17 protein-coding genes are annotated in these 16764 nt (G+C 35.7%); 10 read left to right on the top strand and 7 right to left on the bottom strand.

The annotated features are described in order from the left end of the window. The first annotated feature begins 425 nt into the window (after nucleotides 1–425). Nucleotides 426–875, top strand: a complete 450-nt coding sequence (locus tag J2S10_RS25335) for a DUF5063 domain-containing protein (RefSeq protein ID WP_307413668.1) — start codon at nucleotides 426–428, stop codon at nucleotides 873–875. A 634-nt stretch (nucleotides 876–1509) separates the two neighbouring features. Here the strand turns inward: J2S10_RS25335 and J2S10_RS25330 are convergent. Continuing rightward, entirely contained in the window at nucleotides 1510–1992 is a 483-nt protein-coding gene (locus J2S10_RS25330) for a sigma-70 family RNA polymerase sigma factor (RefSeq protein WP_307413667.1), read from the bottom strand. A gap of 391 nt (nucleotides 1993–2383) precedes the next feature. On the opposite strand from J2S10_RS25330, the gene J2S10_RS25325 reads away from it, so the two are divergent. After that, entirely contained in the window at nucleotides 2384–2533 is a 150-nt protein-coding gene (locus J2S10_RS25325) for a hypothetical protein (RefSeq protein ID WP_307413666.1), read from the top strand. Between the two features lie 89 nt (nucleotides 2534–2622). Here J2S10_RS25325 and J2S10_RS25320 read toward each other — a convergent pair whose 3' ends face one another. From J2S10_RS25320 to J2S10_RS25305, 4 genes are all read right to left on the bottom strand, one after another. Beyond that, on the bottom strand, nucleotides 2623–2868 hold the full coding sequence (locus J2S10_RS25320) for a hypothetical protein (RefSeq protein ID WP_307413664.1): 246 nt from the start codon (nucleotides 2866–2868) through the stop codon (nucleotides 2623–2625). A 126-nt stretch (nucleotides 2869–2994) separates the two neighbouring features. Further along, complete coding sequence (locus J2S10_RS25315) at nucleotides 2995–3558, bottom strand: competence protein ComK (RefSeq protein ID WP_307413662.1); 564 nt, start codon at nucleotides 3556–3558, stop codon at nucleotides 2995–2997. A gap of 988 nt (nucleotides 3559–4546) precedes the next feature. Further along, entirely contained in the window at nucleotides 4547–5317 is a 771-nt protein-coding gene (locus tag J2S10_RS25310) for a hypothetical protein (RefSeq protein WP_307413661.1), read from the bottom strand. 489 nt (nucleotides 5318–5806) lie between these two features. After that, complete coding sequence (locus J2S10_RS25305) at nucleotides 5807–7054, bottom strand: cation:dicarboxylate symporter family transporter (RefSeq protein WP_307413659.1); 1248 nt, start codon at nucleotides 7052–7054, stop codon at nucleotides 5807–5809. 209 nt (nucleotides 7055–7263) lie between these two features. Here J2S10_RS25305 and J2S10_RS25300 point away from each other — a divergent pair, with 209 nt between their 5' ends. From J2S10_RS25300 to J2S10_RS25280, 5 genes are all read left to right on the top strand, one after another. Continuing rightward, nucleotides 7264–8493, top strand: coding sequence for a sensor histidine kinase (locus tag J2S10_RS25300; RefSeq protein WP_307413658.1), 1230 nt, complete (start codon nucleotides 7264–7266; stop codon nucleotides 8491–8493). Between the two features lie 5 nt (nucleotides 8494–8498). After that, the gene (locus tag J2S10_RS25295) at nucleotides 8499–9443 is read left to right on the top strand and encodes a response regulator (RefSeq protein ID WP_307413657.1); all 945 of its coding nucleotides are present in this window, start codon (nucleotides 8499–8501) and stop codon (nucleotides 9441–9443) included. 186 nt (nucleotides 9444–9629) lie between these two features. Beyond that, nucleotides 9630–10238: a hypothetical protein gene (locus J2S10_RS25290; RefSeq protein WP_307413655.1), complete on the top strand. Its 609-nt coding sequence runs from the start codon at nucleotides 9630–9632 to the stop codon at nucleotides 10236–10238. Between the two features lie 460 nt (nucleotides 10239–10698). Further along, the gene (locus J2S10_RS25285; protein ID WP_307413654.1) at nucleotides 10699–10917 is read left to right on the top strand and encodes a DUF1659 domain-containing protein; all 219 of its coding nucleotides are present in this window, start codon (nucleotides 10699–10701) and stop codon (nucleotides 10915–10917) included. A gap of 36 nt (nucleotides 10918–10953) precedes the next feature. Then, nucleotides 10954–11172 carry a DUF2922 domain-containing protein gene (locus J2S10_RS25280; RefSeq protein WP_307413652.1) on the top strand — a complete coding sequence of 73 codons (219 nt, stop codon included), beginning with the start codon at nucleotides 10954–10956 and terminating at the stop codon, nucleotides 11170–11172. 522 nt (nucleotides 11173–11694) lie between these two features. Here the strand turns inward: J2S10_RS25280 and J2S10_RS25275 are convergent. Both J2S10_RS25275 and J2S10_RS25270 read right to left on the bottom strand, forming a co-directional pair. Further along, nucleotides 11695–12804 carry a GerAB/ArcD/ProY family transporter gene (locus J2S10_RS25275; protein WP_307413651.1) on the bottom strand — a complete coding sequence of 370 codons (1110 nt, stop codon included), beginning with the start codon at nucleotides 12802–12804 and terminating at the stop codon, nucleotides 11695–11697. Between the two features lie 592 nt (nucleotides 12805–13396). Continuing rightward, nucleotides 13397–14749 carry a glycosyltransferase family 2 protein gene (locus tag J2S10_RS25270; protein ID WP_307413648.1) on the bottom strand — a complete coding sequence of 451 codons (1353 nt, stop codon included), beginning with the start codon at nucleotides 14747–14749 and terminating at the stop codon, nucleotides 13397–13399. Between the two features lie 301 nt (nucleotides 14750–15050). On the opposite strand from J2S10_RS25270, the gene J2S10_RS25265 reads away from it, so the two are divergent. From J2S10_RS25265 to J2S10_RS25255, 3 genes are all read left to right on the top strand, one after another. Then, nucleotides 15051–15230: a hypothetical protein gene (locus tag J2S10_RS25265; RefSeq protein WP_307413646.1), complete on the top strand. Its 180-nt coding sequence runs from the start codon at nucleotides 15051–15053 to the stop codon at nucleotides 15228–15230. A gap of 412 nt (nucleotides 15231–15642) precedes the next feature. Beyond that, nucleotides 15643–15945 carry a hypothetical protein gene (locus J2S10_RS25260; protein WP_307413644.1) on the top strand — a complete coding sequence of 101 codons (303 nt, stop codon included), beginning with the start codon at nucleotides 15643–15645 and terminating at the stop codon, nucleotides 15943–15945. A gap of 117 nt (nucleotides 15946–16062) precedes the next feature. After that, complete coding sequence (locus tag J2S10_RS25255) at nucleotides 16063–16764, top strand: DUF969 domain-containing protein (protein WP_307413643.1); 702 nt, start codon at nucleotides 16063–16065, stop codon at nucleotides 16762–16764.

The following is a 16764-nucleotide window of genomic DNA, read 5'->3' as shown; positions in this document are numbered from 1 at the left end:
CCTGACTTTCGCCTTTTGCTATATCCAGACCAACGACTGGATTCATTTTTAAATCTCCTCCTCTAATAAATAAAATCACCGGTACCCCTAATTCCATCTTGCAGTATCATAGCTTCGCTTGTTATACGAGATCTTAGTCCCAACCAGCCTCAAACATGTTTCTACAAGTAGGGGGCGAACTGTTTAGCTGACGGGATCGAGTCCCACGGGTGCTTACGTTCTACCCCGGCTACAGTTATAATAAAACCATATAAAAAATGGTCAACCAGAAATATCTGGCTGACCTTATAATACGAAAGGGTGCTTTACTTGAATAAGGAGTAGAGCCTTTTTTTTTGTTCCACTAACGAACAGTTAATTTAAAGAGGTGTTTCGCTTTAAAAGGGAGAAATTAAAAAGAAATACTTTAAATGTGAGGAGATAAAATGAAAAATAAAGAAGTAGACCAATTTTTTCTCTCGGCGTTGAAATATTGTAGCATAATTGAAAATTTTGACTCCAATAAGGAAAAAAACAAACTAAAAAATCTCCTTATTTCGCTTTTAGATTTGTATTCAAAAGCTCTTTATCTTCCTGAAGTTGAACCAGAAAACGATGATGCCTCCAACATTGATCTATTTGTTCCTCAAATAAATTTCGATCAATACGACCAATATTGGGAGGTCTTTAACCCGTACCACTTAGAGGAACCAGTGGGGGCAAGTTTATCTGATGACATATTAGATATTTATAAAGAGGTTAAAAGAGGCATACTTTTATACCAGAAAAATGAGCATATAGAGGCAACCTGGGAATGGAAATTTAGTTTTGAAATACATTGGGGTAGTCACGCTGTTGATGCGATACGTGCTCTGCATTCAGCAAATCTTATGTAATTCTTATCAAGCTAACGGGTGCGTTAATTCAATAAGAAAAAGTAGTTAAGATCTTCAACAATCGGGCGCTTTAACACAATAAGGAATAAAATTAAAAAGCCTAAAATATGCAAGTTTTTATACACTACATGCATTTTTTTGGCTTTTTTTACATTCATAAAACTTACTGCCATAAACAACATTTTTTAATTGCCAAATACAAATTAATCAACCTAAAAACACCTCTCCTATTTTGAAAATATTTATTTAAATTTGATTGGCTAATTCTTAGCTGGTTTACGATCCATAATCATTATCAGATATTAGTTGGTTATTCTACCGGATTATATTTGTCAAAATTAGCAAATTATATCTAGTATTCCTGTTATAAACGTAAGCACCGGTAAATGACTGAGAATTAATTGGATAATTTTCGATTCAAGAAGGAAGGACGTAGGGTTTTGCCTGCTTCAACATAGGCGGCTGTTATAAAGTATCTAAGACTCTCACTGCAGCAAATAAGATGGTGGTACTAAACTAGGTTCACTGATATTAATTTATGAAGCTCCATAAGAATTTTAAAAAAACTGCAAATCCTTATGTATTAGGATTTGCAATGTTGTTAATAACCTAAATTAAAATTTACTATCGAAACTCAATTTTTCACCATTCCCTTTATTTTCGCCCTTGTCCCCGCACGCCAGTTCTTCACTGCCGATAGCGATACCTTTTCAATTTCGGCAATCTCTTTGGTAGAGAAGTTACACAAGGCTGAATACATGACCCATTTTCTCTGGTTCTCTGTCAAGGTAGAACAATAGGATAATAGGATTTCTTCTTCTAATGGAACTTCAGAAAGCAGATCCTCGACTGTTTCCCAAAATTCCTCCTGCGGATAGATACTTCTTTCTTCGTCCTTGTTCGCCTTGCTTAATTCCTGTTGGAGGAAGCATTTGATATACGTATAGGCATAGTTGGTAAAGTTCCCTTTGGCTGGATCAAACCCTCTGCTGGCTTCCCAAAGGGCAATGAGACCGTGCTGGTAGAATTCTTCTATATTTTTGTAGATGTGCAGGGAGTTGATAATTTTATGGATCATCGGTTTATATTGTTGAGCTAACAGTTCAAAGCTTTCCAATGGTAAATCCTTTCAGAAAGCGCGCTTTGCCATGTATTCCCGGGTACCTCTACCATATCGGGAATCGCTCAATCTATCGAATCACATAAAATCACTTTTCATCAGGATATATACTTAAAAGCTTCTTTTTTGCATTAATAAGTGTTTTTTAAGGGCGTTTTTTACATTTTTATTTAGTTTTTATAGAATTTCAGAATTTCCGTGTCTAGTCACGCCCCGATTTTGTCGAAGATAGATAGGTATTTTAATTGGTATAAAATGTTAAAGTAGAGCTGCAGTTGAATACTCGTAAGGGTGTTTGGTTGTCACTCTTCTTACCGATATTGGAAAGAGGTGATAATTATGAACACATTTCTTGAAATTCTACGAGAAGTTCTGAAGGGGATTTTGCGTGAAGTTGCGCTTGTTTTTTTGGAAAACCGTTCGAGCAGCAAAAATGGTCACAAATGTAGCATTAAAACAAAATTGGAGTAACCGGGTCCAAATTAAAATCATTCGGCTGGCGAGAACCATTTGGAGTGGGGAAGGGACTTCTACCTAAAATCTGGTTTGTGTACATGAGATCATTTTTCCTCAAGTTTATTAAAAAAAAGGGAACGTTTCCGAAAAACGTCCCCTCTCATACGAACTCTAATGTTTCACAGAAAACTCTTCATCAATTAATTCTTTCAAATGATTAATAGCTAATTTAATACACTCTCGTTTATTTTCATGTCTGGCCATTCCTGCTAGATCATCATTCAGGAGCAGATTTCTGTATGCAAAGCTTGTAAAGCCCACAGGATATTTGATTGTTCCTACTGTTATGATAAATCCCTTTCTTACATGAAGATAATAGAATTCAATATCACCAACAACTGATTGCGAATTAATCAACCTAAAAACACCTCTCCTATTTTGAACATATTTATTTAAATCGATTGGCTAATTCATAGGTGGTTTACTATCCAAAATCATTATCTGATATTAGTTGGTCATTCTAACGGAGTATATTTGTCAAAATTAGCAAATTATTTCTAGTACTTCTGCTATTAACTTAAACACCAGTAAATGACTGAGAATTAATTGTATATTTTTCGATTCAAGAAGAAAGGCCGTAGGGTTTTTGCCTGCTTCAACAGTAATTTCTTGGTATTGTTCTGCAATCTTTAGTTTATTGTTGAAGGAAGATAATTTAGAATTGACTAGCATATGGAAGCCGTTCTTAAACTTCACGTTTGTTTTTCTATAAAAGCTGTTGGTTCTATGAATATGATCCGGATTAAACCACATGGTATCAACCCGTTTGGCTGATTGGATCGGAAATAGACAGATTTTCAGAATTGGATTCACCATTACCGGACACATATGTATATCACCAAGGAACCATTTAGAAGTTGCCATGGCACCCTTTAGATTAAAACCTATAGATTTAATGCTGATTTCCAGAATTTCTAATGGGGATTTATCGACTATAAAAGTCTTGTTCACTTCTCTAACGATCGTGCACGTCTTTCCGTTTCGATCATAAACGCCAACCATGCACATCAAATGCTGATTAATGATATAGTTAATTTCTAAAGTCACTTTCTTCGCCTCCTTAAGCTGCATATAAGTTGAATGAATTTCGAAAAAGGGTATACTAACAATAAGTTAGTAATCCTAACTTATCCGGTCAAGAGCATTGTCTTCGTAGGACACCAATTGCTCTTGGCTATTTTATTGTGCTTTTCACACATTCACCACCTCCTCAACAACATGAAGGAATGCTTCTGAACGATGTTATAGTTTTATTTAGCGATTCACACTAAGCATTTTAGTAAATCGCTTCTTACTCTCTTTTTCCTTTATTACGATCAATTCCGGATTGTCCTCAATTTCTTTTATAAGCTCAGAGGCCTTGATACCAATACCTTTTACAAGTGCAAAGGTTGAACTTAAACTTGGAGCTTGGACATTTGTTTCAATATAACTTATGGTTGTCCAATCTAAGCCGCTACGGAAAGCTGGCTAAGTTGCTTAGAAAACCTTAATCTTTTTAGTATTTCTCCAATATAAATGGTCTCATTTTTCAAGGAAATTCTCCTTTTTAAGACCATTAGATAATTTTAAATACCAATTTCTAACGTGGACTGTAATCTACAAAAGTTGGTTAGGGTAATCTTTTTTGGGCTATCTATTTTTCCTGCATTGACAATAAAATAGAAGTATAGTTGTAAATCGTACAGTTGGTATTAGTTGTTTATTCTTTTACCGTTCTTATTAAGAATAAGCAACTCTGTTTTAGAATTGTAACTGAAAATCAGATATAAAAAAATTCAAATAGTGGAAATTACCTTGAAAATATGGGAGAGTATTCCTTTCGGGTATATTAAACAACAAATAGGTATTTTTTGCTACAACTTTTGTCACAGTTCGATATTTATTACTCCCATTAAACGACGTTTTATTTATAGATTTAGAGTTTAAAATCTGATTAAATCAAAGCTCAAAGCAATTTAATCAAACGTTTGAATAAAAAATATAATTGAAGAATTTTGTCGGAATTATGAATTTAGTAGAAAATGTTAAAATATCAATCCTCCATTTCAAATAACTCCTTAACAAAGAGCTCTTCAAATTTTTTATCTAAAACCCCGTAGAAATAGGCAATTGGGTTCTTCACCTTTTGGGTGGACTTTAGCTTTCTAATTAGCTGTTTAAATCCAGCAATCGCGATGTCCAGAACTTTACCCGTTTCTTTTTCATAATTATTCCGATAGGCTGCAATTTGCGTCATCCTCCAGTATGCTTCAATGGTCTTAGCCTCGGAAAAGAAACACTTTACCAACTGCACAAATCGCTGTGGTACACGGTCGCTAACATAGCTGTAATCGAGAACAGACGGTTCTTCTGTACGTTTATTTATCTTTTGATTATTTGTTTTAGAAAGAATACTAGTTTCATTAGGGCGGTTCAACTTTTCCTCCTTGGGTGGTTCGTTTGCAGGAAAACGCTGAAAAACGTAAAGATTGCTGGACTGTGAGCCGTTTTTTCTTTCGGTTTCATAAACGGTTATCATCCCTAATGCGATGGCCTTTTGGGTCATCCTCTTAAAGGTCGAGCGTGAGATGCCGTGTTCGTTATAGTCATCATGAATCGCTTTTAGCACCGTTCCAATCTTGGCGTTACACACGCCGGGAATTTTTGCTGAAAAACGAACCAGCCGCTTTAAGCCGACTAATTCCCCTTTGGTAAAATCGTTATGGGCTGCCATCCACATTTCCATATGATGATTAAACTCCTTAAGATTCGTAAACTGAGAATATTCTTCAAAACGTTCAATTTGGCCTGATTTTAAATTCATTTAAATGCACCACCCTTTTATCCTCTATATATAAATCTGGAGGGAAAACGGACATGGTGGTTTAAGCGTTTTGGTGGCAAAATTGTGACTCTTATAAAGGATTTTTTTAAATTTGATAAGAGGGTGCTGGATTATTATGAAGACTAATTTATATCCTGTTTTTTTATACGAAATAGAGGAAGAATTACAGAAGCTATTGGAAGTAGAGGAATACCTTGATTTGAAATTTGATAAAGGAAATTGAAGCTGGGAACCCGATCAATGGAAGTTTCAACAGGGCTTTCCTCTTTTCTTAAGGTTGTATTACCAGCCGCCGGATACGGATTAATCTTTTGGCTTTTTAGTACATTGTAGGAGAGGATTAGTAAACGAAATTGGCGTAATGCACGTTGATCAATTGCCGCCAGATAAGAAAGTGAGTACCCGACTTTGTTGTTAATGAACAGGATCTTAGCCGCATAAAAAAACCTGCCCCTTGGGGCAGATTTTTTATGCGGCTTTTTTAATTTCTTGTTCTTTGATTTTGTGACCTTCCCATTTTGTAATGACGATGGCTGCAAGGGAATTTCCAACGATGTTAACTGCTGTACGAGCCATATCTAGAATTCGGTCAATCCCGGCAATAAAAGCAAGTCCTTCAACCGGTATTCCAACGCTTCCTAATGTGGCAAGAAGAACGACAAACGATACACCTGGAACGCCAGCAATTCCTTTTGATGTAAGCATTAGGACTAAAACCAATGTAATTTGATGCGTGATGCTCAAGTGGATTCCATACATTTGAGCAATAAACAGTGCGGCAATGGCTTGATAAAGAGTAGACCCATCAAGGTTAAAGGAATATCCAGTTGGAATAACAAAGGAAGTAATCGCCTTCGGACAGCCGATTTTCTCCATCTTTTCCATGATCTTCGGAAGTACCGTTTCGGAGCTTGCCGTTGAATAGCCTAATAATAATTCGTCTTTTAAATACTTTATTAATTTGATAATGTTAAACCCGGCAATTTTCGCCACCAATCCAAGGACAGCGAGTATAAAAAATATCATGGAACCGTATACCACAAGAACAAGTTTCCCAAGTGGAATTAATGAAGTTAACCCAAATTTGGATACAGTAATGCCAATTAAAGCAAACACGCCGATAGGGGCAACCTTCATAATCTGGTTCGTGACATGGAACATGGCATCTGCTGTTCCTCTGAAGAAATTTAGGATTGGTAATCCTTTCTCTCCGATCGCCGCTATTCCAAGCCCAAACATAACAGAAAAGAAAATGATAGCCAGCATATCCCCATTTCCCAGTGATTGAATGATATTCGTAGGAACAATGTTCACAACTGTGTCAATCATCGAATGGGTTTGTGTGGTTTTTGCTGTGGTTTCATAGGTGCTAATGTCCGTTTTTGTTAGATGTGAACGATCGACACCTGCTCCTGGCTGAAACACGTTCGCTGCTAATAACCCCACAACGATGGCAATCGTCGTAATAATTTCAAAATAAAGGAGGGTTTTTCCCCCAAGCTTCCCCAATGACTTGACATCACCTACACCCGCCACTCCAACAATTAAACTTGAAACAACGATTGGAACAACAATCATTTTAATTAAACGGATAAAAATATTTCCAATTGGCTGCAAATAATCTGCCACATGCGGATTTCCGTAAAAAATGGCCCCTACAATAATCCCAAGAATTAAACCTATAAAAATTTGCCATGCTAAACTAATTTTTTTCACTCGCTTCTCTCCCATCGATAAGTTTTTTGATAATATTATAGTAGAATATATTTTGTAAACGTTTTCAACATTTACATCATACCAGTAGTACTACGATAAACTACAAAAAACTACAAAATGGATTAAAAATATTTTTACAATTATTAAAATTTTTTTTACGATAGAATGGGAGTGATTGTATTCGCGATAAATTATTAGCGTATTTATTTATGATTATTGCTGTGCCCATTACTGGAGAATTAAAGTTTTACCCTTTAAGCGGTGCTGATTTAAGATTCAGCATGAGTACAACTGTATTCTTCTTCATTTTGTTATGGTCACGAAAAATCCATCCCGTTTTAGCCGGCTTTTTAACGGGAAGTGCAGTGGTTTGTTTTCGGATTATTCTGGACAAGGTTCAAGTTGGCTCATTCGATTTCCCTAACCATTTTCCCGTGTTTTTTTATTACATGGTGTTCGGCATGTTTTTCCATATTTTAAAGGTAAAAAAATTGTATCACCAGCCGCTTCTCATTGGTTTGCTTGGCATGGTGCTTGAAATCATGGGCAATTTTACGGAAATGACCATTCGGCATTTTACAATTGATATGAAAATGACCACCTCAAGCTTCTTGATTATTGTAGGGGTAGCGATTATCCGCAGTTTCTTTGTGCTCGGTTTTTTCAATACCATCTTAGTGTGGGAAACAAGATTAGCTGAAGAGCAACAACGGAAGCGGACCGAAGAGATTTTACTATTAGTCTCAAATTTATATGTAGAAATGTTTCAATTGGAAAAATCAGCGAAAGATGCGGAGAATTTAACCAGCACCTGCTACGCAATTTATCGTGATTTAAAAGCTCTAAACAATCCAAATCAAGCGCAAGCGATACTGAAAATCGCCGGGGAATTACACGAGATTAAAAAAGATAATCAACGTATATATGCCGGTTTGTCCAAATTAATGGCCAAAGAAAAATTAGATGATTTTATGAACATTCGGGAAATCATTTCTGTTGCAACCATCTCGAATAAAAATTATAGTGAGCTGCTTGGGAAAACAATTGATTTCCAGGTAAGAATTTCCGGTGAACATCCGGAGTACCGTACTTTTATCCTCCTCTCTCTAATCAATAATCTTATCGCTAATGCTGTGGAAGCCATCCATCAGGAGGGGCAGATTGTGGTAACGGTTAAAAGGGTTCAAGACCTAGTCAAAATAACTATAAAGGATAATGGAAACGGGATTTCTGAAAAAAACAAAGTGTATATTTTTGAACCAGGCTTTACGACGAAATTTGATCAAGCCGGAATTGCTTCAAATGGAATCGGTTTATCCTACACAAAAAATGTCATCGAAAATCTCGACGGCAATATTCACCTGATTGAATCTTCAAAAGAAAAAGGAACAACCTTTGAAATTCAGCTTCCGGTTTTAAAATTAATGAAAAAGGGGTGATTACCGTGAATTTTTTTATTGTCGATGATACTGCCACTATCAGAGGGATACTCTCCAATATTATTGAAGAAGAGGGATTGGGTTTGGTGGTCGGGGAGGCAGCCGACGGGTCTGAAGTGGATGCCCATACCCTTGCTGTACAGGAAGTTGATATCCTAATGATTGACCTGCTCATGCCGATAATGGACGGGATTGAGACAGTCAGAGAAATTGCTCCCTCCTTTCGGGGGAAAATTATTATGATCTCTCAAGTCGAAACGAAGGATATGATTAGCGAAGCGTATTCCCTAGGTGTCGACCATTATATCACAAAGCCGATTAACCAGCTTGAGGTGGTAAGTGTCATTAAGAAAGTAAGTGACTATCTGTTACTGGAAAAATCACTTCATAACATTCAAAAGTCATTAAGCTTTTTAACTACGCACAATACAAAAAAACGGCTGTTTGAGAACACTCTCCCAAGTAAACAAGCTTTGTTTCTGTCCTCTGCCAAAAGCATCCTGCTTGAACTTGGGATTGTTGGCAAAAACGGTGAAAAGGATTTGTTGAATCTTCTAGAAATTTTACATCAATTGGACATAGAGGGAAATCGGGAGCTCCCGCCTTTGAAGGAGCTGTATGAGCTGGCAGCCAAAAAACGGCTCGGTTCATCCATCACTCCGGAGGAAATAAGAAAAGAAGGTAAAGCAGTGGAACAACGGATCCGCCGCATTCTCCAACAGGTGCTCGAGCATCTTGCTTCACAGGGATTAACCGATTATGCCAACCTAACATTTGAATACTACTCATCCAAATTGTTCGACTATACCCAAGTGAGAATGAAAATGCTTGAACTTGGAGGGAAAAAACACACCACAACCACCCGAATCGACATCAAAAAATTTCTCCATGCTTTACACATGGAGGCGAAGGTTAGGGGCTACCATGAAAATAAGTTTCCTCATGATTAGAAAAATGACAATACTTTTTCTGGATATGTTTGATGTTTTCATGTAGGTATAAGAGGATTTAGATGGTAATAAAAATTTTAATAAAGATTTTGTTGAATTTTATTATTTTGTTCATATTTTTTTCGAAATACATGGATACATTGATAGGTGTAAGGAAATTGATTTTAATAAGGAGAGGTTTTCAAGATGAAAGTTAAATCCAGTTTAATCGTCCCAATTTTAGCAGCATCTATATTAGTACCAACAGTAGGAAATGCGATGGCTAATCAAAAAACCGATTCTTCCAACACATCCGCATCAATAAAAAAAGAGGATCAAAAAGGAACTCATCAAAAATGGGGAAAAGGGGAAAAGCAAAAAGAACTTTTCAATATTGTTAATCAATATGCTTCTCCTCAATTAAAAGTTCAACTTACAAAAGATCTTACAACTCGTGTAAGCTTAATGAAGCAGTTAAGACAAACACCAGGTTTCCAAAAGAAAGAGGAACAAGAAAAAGCAGTTCACCAAGCTCATAAACAAGAAATTGATGCTATCAAACAACAAGTTAAAGATGGAAAATTAACAAAACAACAAGCACAAAGTCAAATAGAAGCGCTATTCGGAAAAGAAAAAGGTAAAGATCAAGATAAGGATAAAGGGAAAGAGCGAGAAAAAGGTGGTATCTATCAAGAATTAAAAGCAGCCATTCAAAAGAAAGACCGAGCAGCTATTAATTCTGCATTAGAAAAATTGGAACAAAAATTAGAACGTTCTAACCAGCAATTACAACAAAAGATCAATGCTAATAAATAATAGTTGATTTACATTTAAGTAGTTCCATTACTTTGGAGATAGCTTAAATAGCCATATTCATATCAATTAAACGCTTGGGGTCACTTATTCCCAAGCGTTTTTTATAATATACTTTGTATTACTTGTTAATAAGTAGTCAACTGAAGCGCCGAGTTAACCCATGAATGGATCAACCTAATATAGTATTGCCTTTCCATTGAAAGTCCTCCTTCTTTTAAAACGAATTCCTCTTACAAGAATCTGTTTAGAAATTTAGAGACTGCTTTTTTAATTACAAAAAGACATTAGTATTACATAAAAATTTTATCGTTTTTTCCATTTGATAATCTGGGGTATAGCTTAAATGAATGAATAGTCACATATTAATTTTTTCCTGTTCATTTCTAATAAAAAATTGTTATCTACCATGTCCTTTTCCTTCCTTTTTTTATATATAAAAGGTGAAAGGAGGTGGTAGACAATGGCACAGGCATTGTTAGCAGAAACAAAGCTGCGATTGGTATTTGAAGTAGGAATGGATGAGAAAGGAGCTCCCATTTTAAAGGCAAAGACATTGAGCAACATCAAGAAAGAAGCAACAGCAAATCAGCTCTATCAAGTGGCACAAGCATTATCTGTTTTGTGCAATGATCAGCTGAGCAGCGTTGAAAGAGCGGATAACACCGAGATTCTAGCCTAATGGTTGGAGATTCGATTACGATAGGAGGTGAAAGGGATGGCTAAAACATTGGAATTACAATTTGTTACCGAGTTCGGGAAGACAGCTCGATTGACCGTTGATAATCCAAAAGAACCAGTGAATGAAGCGGTGGTCAAGCAATCGATGGCAGATATTATTGCTTCAGGAATTATTAATACAGCAGGCGGCAATTTAGTTTCCGCACAAGGTGCTAGAATCGTAGATCGTAATATAACAGATTATAAACTTGCTTAATTACTAGAGGAAAGGCCGGATTCAGAGTGAAGCCGGTCTTTCTTTTATATGCCTTTATTATGTATGAAAGGAGATAGTCATATTCCCTTTGATCCCCATAATCTAAGTCGGTAGACTTTTATATCAGTCATAACCCTACTTTTGTCGAAGAATGATCTGACATATTTTTAACCAGTTAAGCAGTAAGAATCCCTTTATAGCGGGCAATTAAGTAAAACTAATCAAACGTTTGATTGAAAGGGAAAAAGGTCTAAATTGGTTGAGAAATGTCATTTTACTTAAATGAAAAGTAACATTTAAAATTATCTATATAAAATAAAGCATTAATTGACATTCTTTTTAGCGTTTTAGACGGCAAAACCCTTTAGAATAAAGGGCTGGAAGGATTTTTAATCAATCGTTTGTTTAGGAAGTATATTACATGAAATAGGTCGAAAAATGACACTTTGCTAGCTACAAATAATATAAAAAAGCGAAAAGTCCAATAGAGTCTTATGGAATGGCAACTTCTTGCTGGAGACCTTACATCTGTATGGGTTCCTGATGATTCATGTTTCGAAAGTAAGCAATGATTAGTAGAATAACCGGTATGATCACTTGAAAGGGATAATGTAAATAATATTCAATAACTATTTCACCTTCTTTCATTTGTTCTGCGAAATTAGAAGAAACTGTTATGGAAAAAAGTAAGATAATAAACCCAATAGGAAAAACGAGCTTTCGTTGATTTTTAAATTTGAAAATATCAGCAATCCCCATTACTCCAGCATAATAAAAAATTGCTATTTTAAAGAATCCTCCTATCACTAAATAAAGCATAAAGAATATATCCAGTCTTTCTATAAATTCTGCTAAGTGTATTTTACTAATTGTGCTTAAGAGAGGGAAATTAGCACGAGTGAACGTATCTATTCCTAGAACAGCAATATTAACAACAGCTGTAATAGCGATATTAATCCCGCTTATTATCATCCCGCCAATACAGGATATTTTCACTTTTTTATGATCATTTATATAGGGTAAAAACATTGTAAAAACAACCATCTCTCCAAACGGAAAATTTACTGTTTGACCAAAGACCGTTTTAAATATCGGTTTCCATCCATTTTCAAGCATCGGTTGAAGGTTATCTAAATGAATTAAGCCAGAAAAGAGAATTAAAAAGAAACCCATTAATGCCAAAAAATAAACAACAGCAAAAAATAGCTCTGAAACCCTTGCAATAACTTCAAAACCCTTATGAATGGCATAAATAATTGTTAACAGCATCAATGCGTTGATAACAACTAATGGTGTATTGTTATAGCTTGTCGTTACTAATAGTTCTCCGAAATCACGTAAGATCCTAAATGCTTGAAATAAAAAATAAACAGTATATAACAAACCAATTAGGCGCCCAATCCATTTACCAGTTATTTTTTGAACATAACTGGTAATGGGGATATCAGGATAAAATTTAAACAGTCGGTAGTATACAAGAAAGAGTACTAGACCGCCTCCTAAACCAAGCAAAATCGCAATCCAAGCGTCCTGTTTCGCTTTTGATCCTAGACCAAAAAGTAGAGCACTACCCATTTCATACAAAACCACTAAGACAAACAGCTGGTATGCATTTATCTTTGCCTTCTCCATATATTAACTTCCTTTTTCATTAGGGATAGTTTCCACAGTTAAAACACCTTATTATCTGATCATATCGTTGCTTTATCATCATTTACTATTACCTTAATTGATATCTTTTAATAAATTTCCTCATTAATTTTTTTTTATTATGCACTTGTGGAATCAGCATGTTTTAATGAATTTTAAAACGGAATTTTCAGATAACGACGCTCGTGATTACGCTTTCATGTTCGAACTATGTAGGGAGATCCAGGATAGGAGGCGGTTATATGTCGTTAATATCTAAGATTCTATACAGTTGGCATTATCTAAGAAAGAACTATTATCAAGTGTTACATGATAGTTGTCTCGATAATAAAATCAAAGCTAAATTAAGAAATAAATTGGAGTATCATAGGAAGAAAATTGACGAATTAATATAAAATCTCCGTGCCGTCATTTTTAAAAGTTTTATATATTTTGTTAACCATAAACACAAAAAGACCCTTCAAATCCTTGTATGCCACTGATTTGAAGGGTCTTTTTGAGTTTACAATAATTTATATATTCAATTATTTTAATAGAGAAAGGAGGAATGGGACCCAAATATAGATTGCAATCGTCACTTCCAGTTTCTTTTAAATTTAAACAACTCTTGTATATATCCGTATACTGATACAGGAGACATAATCATTTGATAACCAAGAACGAAGAAGATGAAGCCAATAAAATTTTTTCGAATTCTAAGGTTCAAAGGTTTAAATACAAAATTTCTTTGATAGAAATAAAGAATACCAAAACTTATGAGTGTTAAGGGCAGAACAAGTAAGGTCATTGGTCCAACAATCCAGTAAAAACCGAAAAATGATACTATAAGTCCGGGAATCCAACATAGCGTATAGGTTAGATCTAAATAAGGCATGATTAAATTGATACCAGTTAAATATTTAACATAAGCCTGAGGCTGATTCCAAGGTTTTATTTCCGCTAATCCTTCAATCATGCCCCTTGCCCATCTTGCCCTTTGGCGGACAAAGTGTTTAAGGGTACTAGGAACCTCAGTGAATGAAACAGCTAATGGCTCAAAGTAAACTTTCCAGTTTTTCTGAAGTAATCGCCAAGTTAATACAATATCTTCACCTATTGCATCAGGCCAGCCACCCACTTCGTTAATACACTCTGTTTTATATAGACTGTAGGCACCTTGGGCAACTAACGTGCCTTGATACAGACCTTGTAATCTTTTAATGGAGGCAATACCTAAGAAGTAATCCCATTCTTGAATTTTTGTCCATAAATTTTCTCGGCTGTTTTTGGTTAGAACAGAACCGGCAACAGCACAAACTTCTGCTGGGCTAGATTCCATTCGTGCTACAAGATAACGAATAGAAGACGGATGAAGCAGGGTATCCGCATCTATGGTAATGACATAAGGAGTTGTTACTACTTTTAATGCCTGATTTAATGCATTGAATTTTCCAGGGGTCTCTTCATGTAGGACCTTAATTTCAATCGTTAATTCCTCTTTAGCTTTTAATGCTTCCTTAACCGTTTGATCTGAGGAACAATTATTGATAACAAATACCTTTATTTTCCCTTGATAGTCTTGCTTATCTATATATTTCAAAGTCTGATAGATTTTGTCTTCTTCATTATGGGCAGCAATAAGTATGGTAATTTCATTCGTAGGAAATTCATTCTTAAAGGAAGGCTGTCGATCTAAAAGTAAGCTTATAACTAAGAAGGCATTCATATAACCGGGAATGTAAGAAATGCCTCCGATTATCAGTAAAGCAAGTGGAAATGAAACAATATGTGCCAGATCTTTTAACCATGGAAATGCTAAGTAAATAGTGAAGCACATCCATAGAAAAGCGCCAAAGTGACTTATGAGAAACTTTGTTTTGATTGGAATATAGTAATTTTTGTACGCGGGCTTTAATGGTAAGTTAAGTGGATTTAAAATGGGTTTCATAGAACGTAGGCCTTTCTCTAATATAGTACAATCATCCTATTAATTTAACATATCCTACAGGGGATTTAATAGTAGGTTTTATTGGAATTGCTTAAAAACTTAGTAGAAGACTGCAAAACCATAATTAGGGTATAACGAAAGCCAGATTGTTCACCAAGATGAGCAGTCTGTCTTTTTTTATCTTCCTAAATTTTTCATTCAATACTCATAGTTTATATTGTTAGAAATCTGCCTATACTAGTTTTACAGTTTAAAAAAGATTAAGTGTAGATTGCAAGGATTTCTTGAGGGGGAGTTATTAATGAGCAAAGAAGAATTAAATAAAATTATTGCTGTAAAAAAGATGGATTTAGAGGAATGTGAACAAGAACTTAACAATCGATATTACCCTTCAATAGTGAGAATGGCTATGACGAGCTACATATCAGTCTTACAAACACAACTAGAAAAATATAGTAACGATCTTATTAATTTGTTGTGAGCCTTTTTTGAGGGGATTTTATTTATTATGAACCGGTCAACTTTATTTACTTTAAATCAGCACTTGTCCATTCAGTTTTAGTAGCATGTACATATGTTAGTATTACCACCAAAACCAGTAACATCTGCATAAACCATTACCTTCTAAAGAACGTTTGCTTAAATAGCAGACGTTTCTTTGCGTTTTTTAGAACACCATTTTCGACTGGAAGTTTTATAAAAGGGGTGTCCCGAAATTTGCCGACCAAACGATTTTTTCTACATTAGATCGTGTTTTAGCTTCCAAACTCCTGCCCTTCCATTATTTATTAGTTTAATAGGGTTGATTTTTAGGTTTATGAATATTATGATTTAATTAACAATTCGGAATAGATGTTCCGAAAAACGGAACGATAAAAGGTGGGAAGAACATAATGGATATTCGGCAATTATGGAGTGTAAACGGACTTTTTTATTCCTTTGATATGAAAGCGGTTCCAACCGGAATTCGGGCACGTATTACGGTTTCATCGCGTCGCACAAGCTGGGAGACGGCTGCAATGGTGGAGATGGCCGGGAGAATTGGCTTGCATTGGGCTATGCAAGAGGTATTGCCTCAATTAAAACAGGTAAAAGACGTTCATATCGTTGAAATAAAGGCTAGAGCCTTTCAACCGAAGAAAAAGCACCTTGATCTTGTTCACCGTTTTTTACAAGAGTTGTACCCGAACCATTAGAAAATGGAACAATCCGAATCGGGCTTGAACGAATTCGCCCGCTTTAGACGCAAGGCTAGGATAAAAGTTTTATCTGGATGTCACAACGAGAAAAAATAAGGTAGAGGAGTTGGGAAGATGGTTTTAATTGGAGTTGTCATTGTTATTATTGGTTTTATTATCCGTTTAAATCCTTTATTAGTTGTAACGTTGGCAGGCCTTGTCACAGGGCTTGTTGCCCATCAGTCCCTTTATTCGATTATTACACAGTTTGGTCAGGCGTTTACTACCAATCGCTATATGGCGGTCTTTATTGTCACGCTTCCGATTATTGGGTTATTAGAGCGTAATGGTTTGCGTGATCAAGCGGAACATGTTGTTGCCAAAATAAAAGCTGCAACGACAGGACGCATTCTGACGATTTACTTTATTATTCGTGAAGTAGCTGCTGCCTTTGGACTTACTTCTATTGGCGGACATGCACAAATGGTTCGCCCACTTGTTGCGCCAATGGCAGAAGGTGCTGCGGAGGCTAAATATGGAGAGGTTCCTGATAAAGTAAGGGACAAAATCCGAGCCCATTCTGCTGCAGCAGACAATATCGGTGTCTTTTTCGGGGAAGATGTTTTTGTCGCCATAGGCGCGATTTTATTAATGCAAGGATTCTTTGAACAAAATCATATTCATTCTGATCCATTGAAGATGGCATTATGGGCGATTCCAACTGCGATTGCCGCTCTCATCGTTCATTCCATTCGGTTATATTTATTTGATCGCTCACTCGATCGCAGTCTAGGTAAGAAAGAAAGCAAAAAAATTCCGAAGAAAAAGGAGGCGTAA

It is taken from the genome of Neobacillus ginsengisoli, assembly GCF_030813055.1.
Note: the sequence above shows the minus strand (reverse complement) of the source record. Positions and strands in the feature narration are given on the sequence as shown.

Coding starts and splice junctions, on each gene's coding strand:
- J2S10_RS25335 (WP_307413668.1), top strand. CDS start 426: ATGAAAAATAAAGAAGTAGACCAATTTTTTCTCTCGGCGTTGAAATAT.
- J2S10_RS25310 (WP_307413661.1), bottom strand. CDS start 5,317: ATGAATTTAAAATCAGGCCAAATTGAACGTTTTGAAGAATATTCTCAG.
- J2S10_RS25300 (WP_307413658.1), top strand. CDS start 7,264: ATGATTATTGCTGTGCCCATTACTGGAGAATTAAAGTTTTACCCTTTA.
- J2S10_RS25290 (WP_307413655.1), top strand. CDS start 9,630: ATGAAAGTTAAATCCAGTTTAATCGTCCCAATTTTAGCAGCATCTATA.
- J2S10_RS25285 (WP_307413654.1), top strand. CDS start 10,699: ATGGCACAGGCATTGTTAGCAGAAACAAAGCTGCGATTGGTATTTGAA.
- J2S10_RS25280 (WP_307413652.1), top strand. CDS start 10,954: ATGGCTAAAACATTGGAATTACAATTTGTTACCGAGTTCGGGAAGACA.
- J2S10_RS25275 (WP_307413651.1), bottom strand. CDS start 12,804: ATGGAGAAGGCAAAGATAAATGCATACCAGCTGTTTGTCTTAGTGGTT.
- J2S10_RS25270 (WP_307413648.1), bottom strand. CDS start 14,749: ATGAAACCCATTTTAAATCCACTTAACTTACCATTAAAGCCCGCGTAC.
- J2S10_RS25265 (WP_307413646.1), top strand. CDS start 15,051: ATGAGCAAAGAAGAATTAAATAAAATTATTGCTGTAAAAAAGATGGAT.
- J2S10_RS25260 (WP_307413644.1), top strand. CDS start 15,643: ATGGATATTCGGCAATTATGGAGTGTAAACGGACTTTTTTATTCCTTT.
- J2S10_RS25255 (WP_307413643.1), top strand. CDS start 16,063: ATGGTTTTAATTGGAGTTGTCATTGTTATTATTGGTTTTATTATCCGT.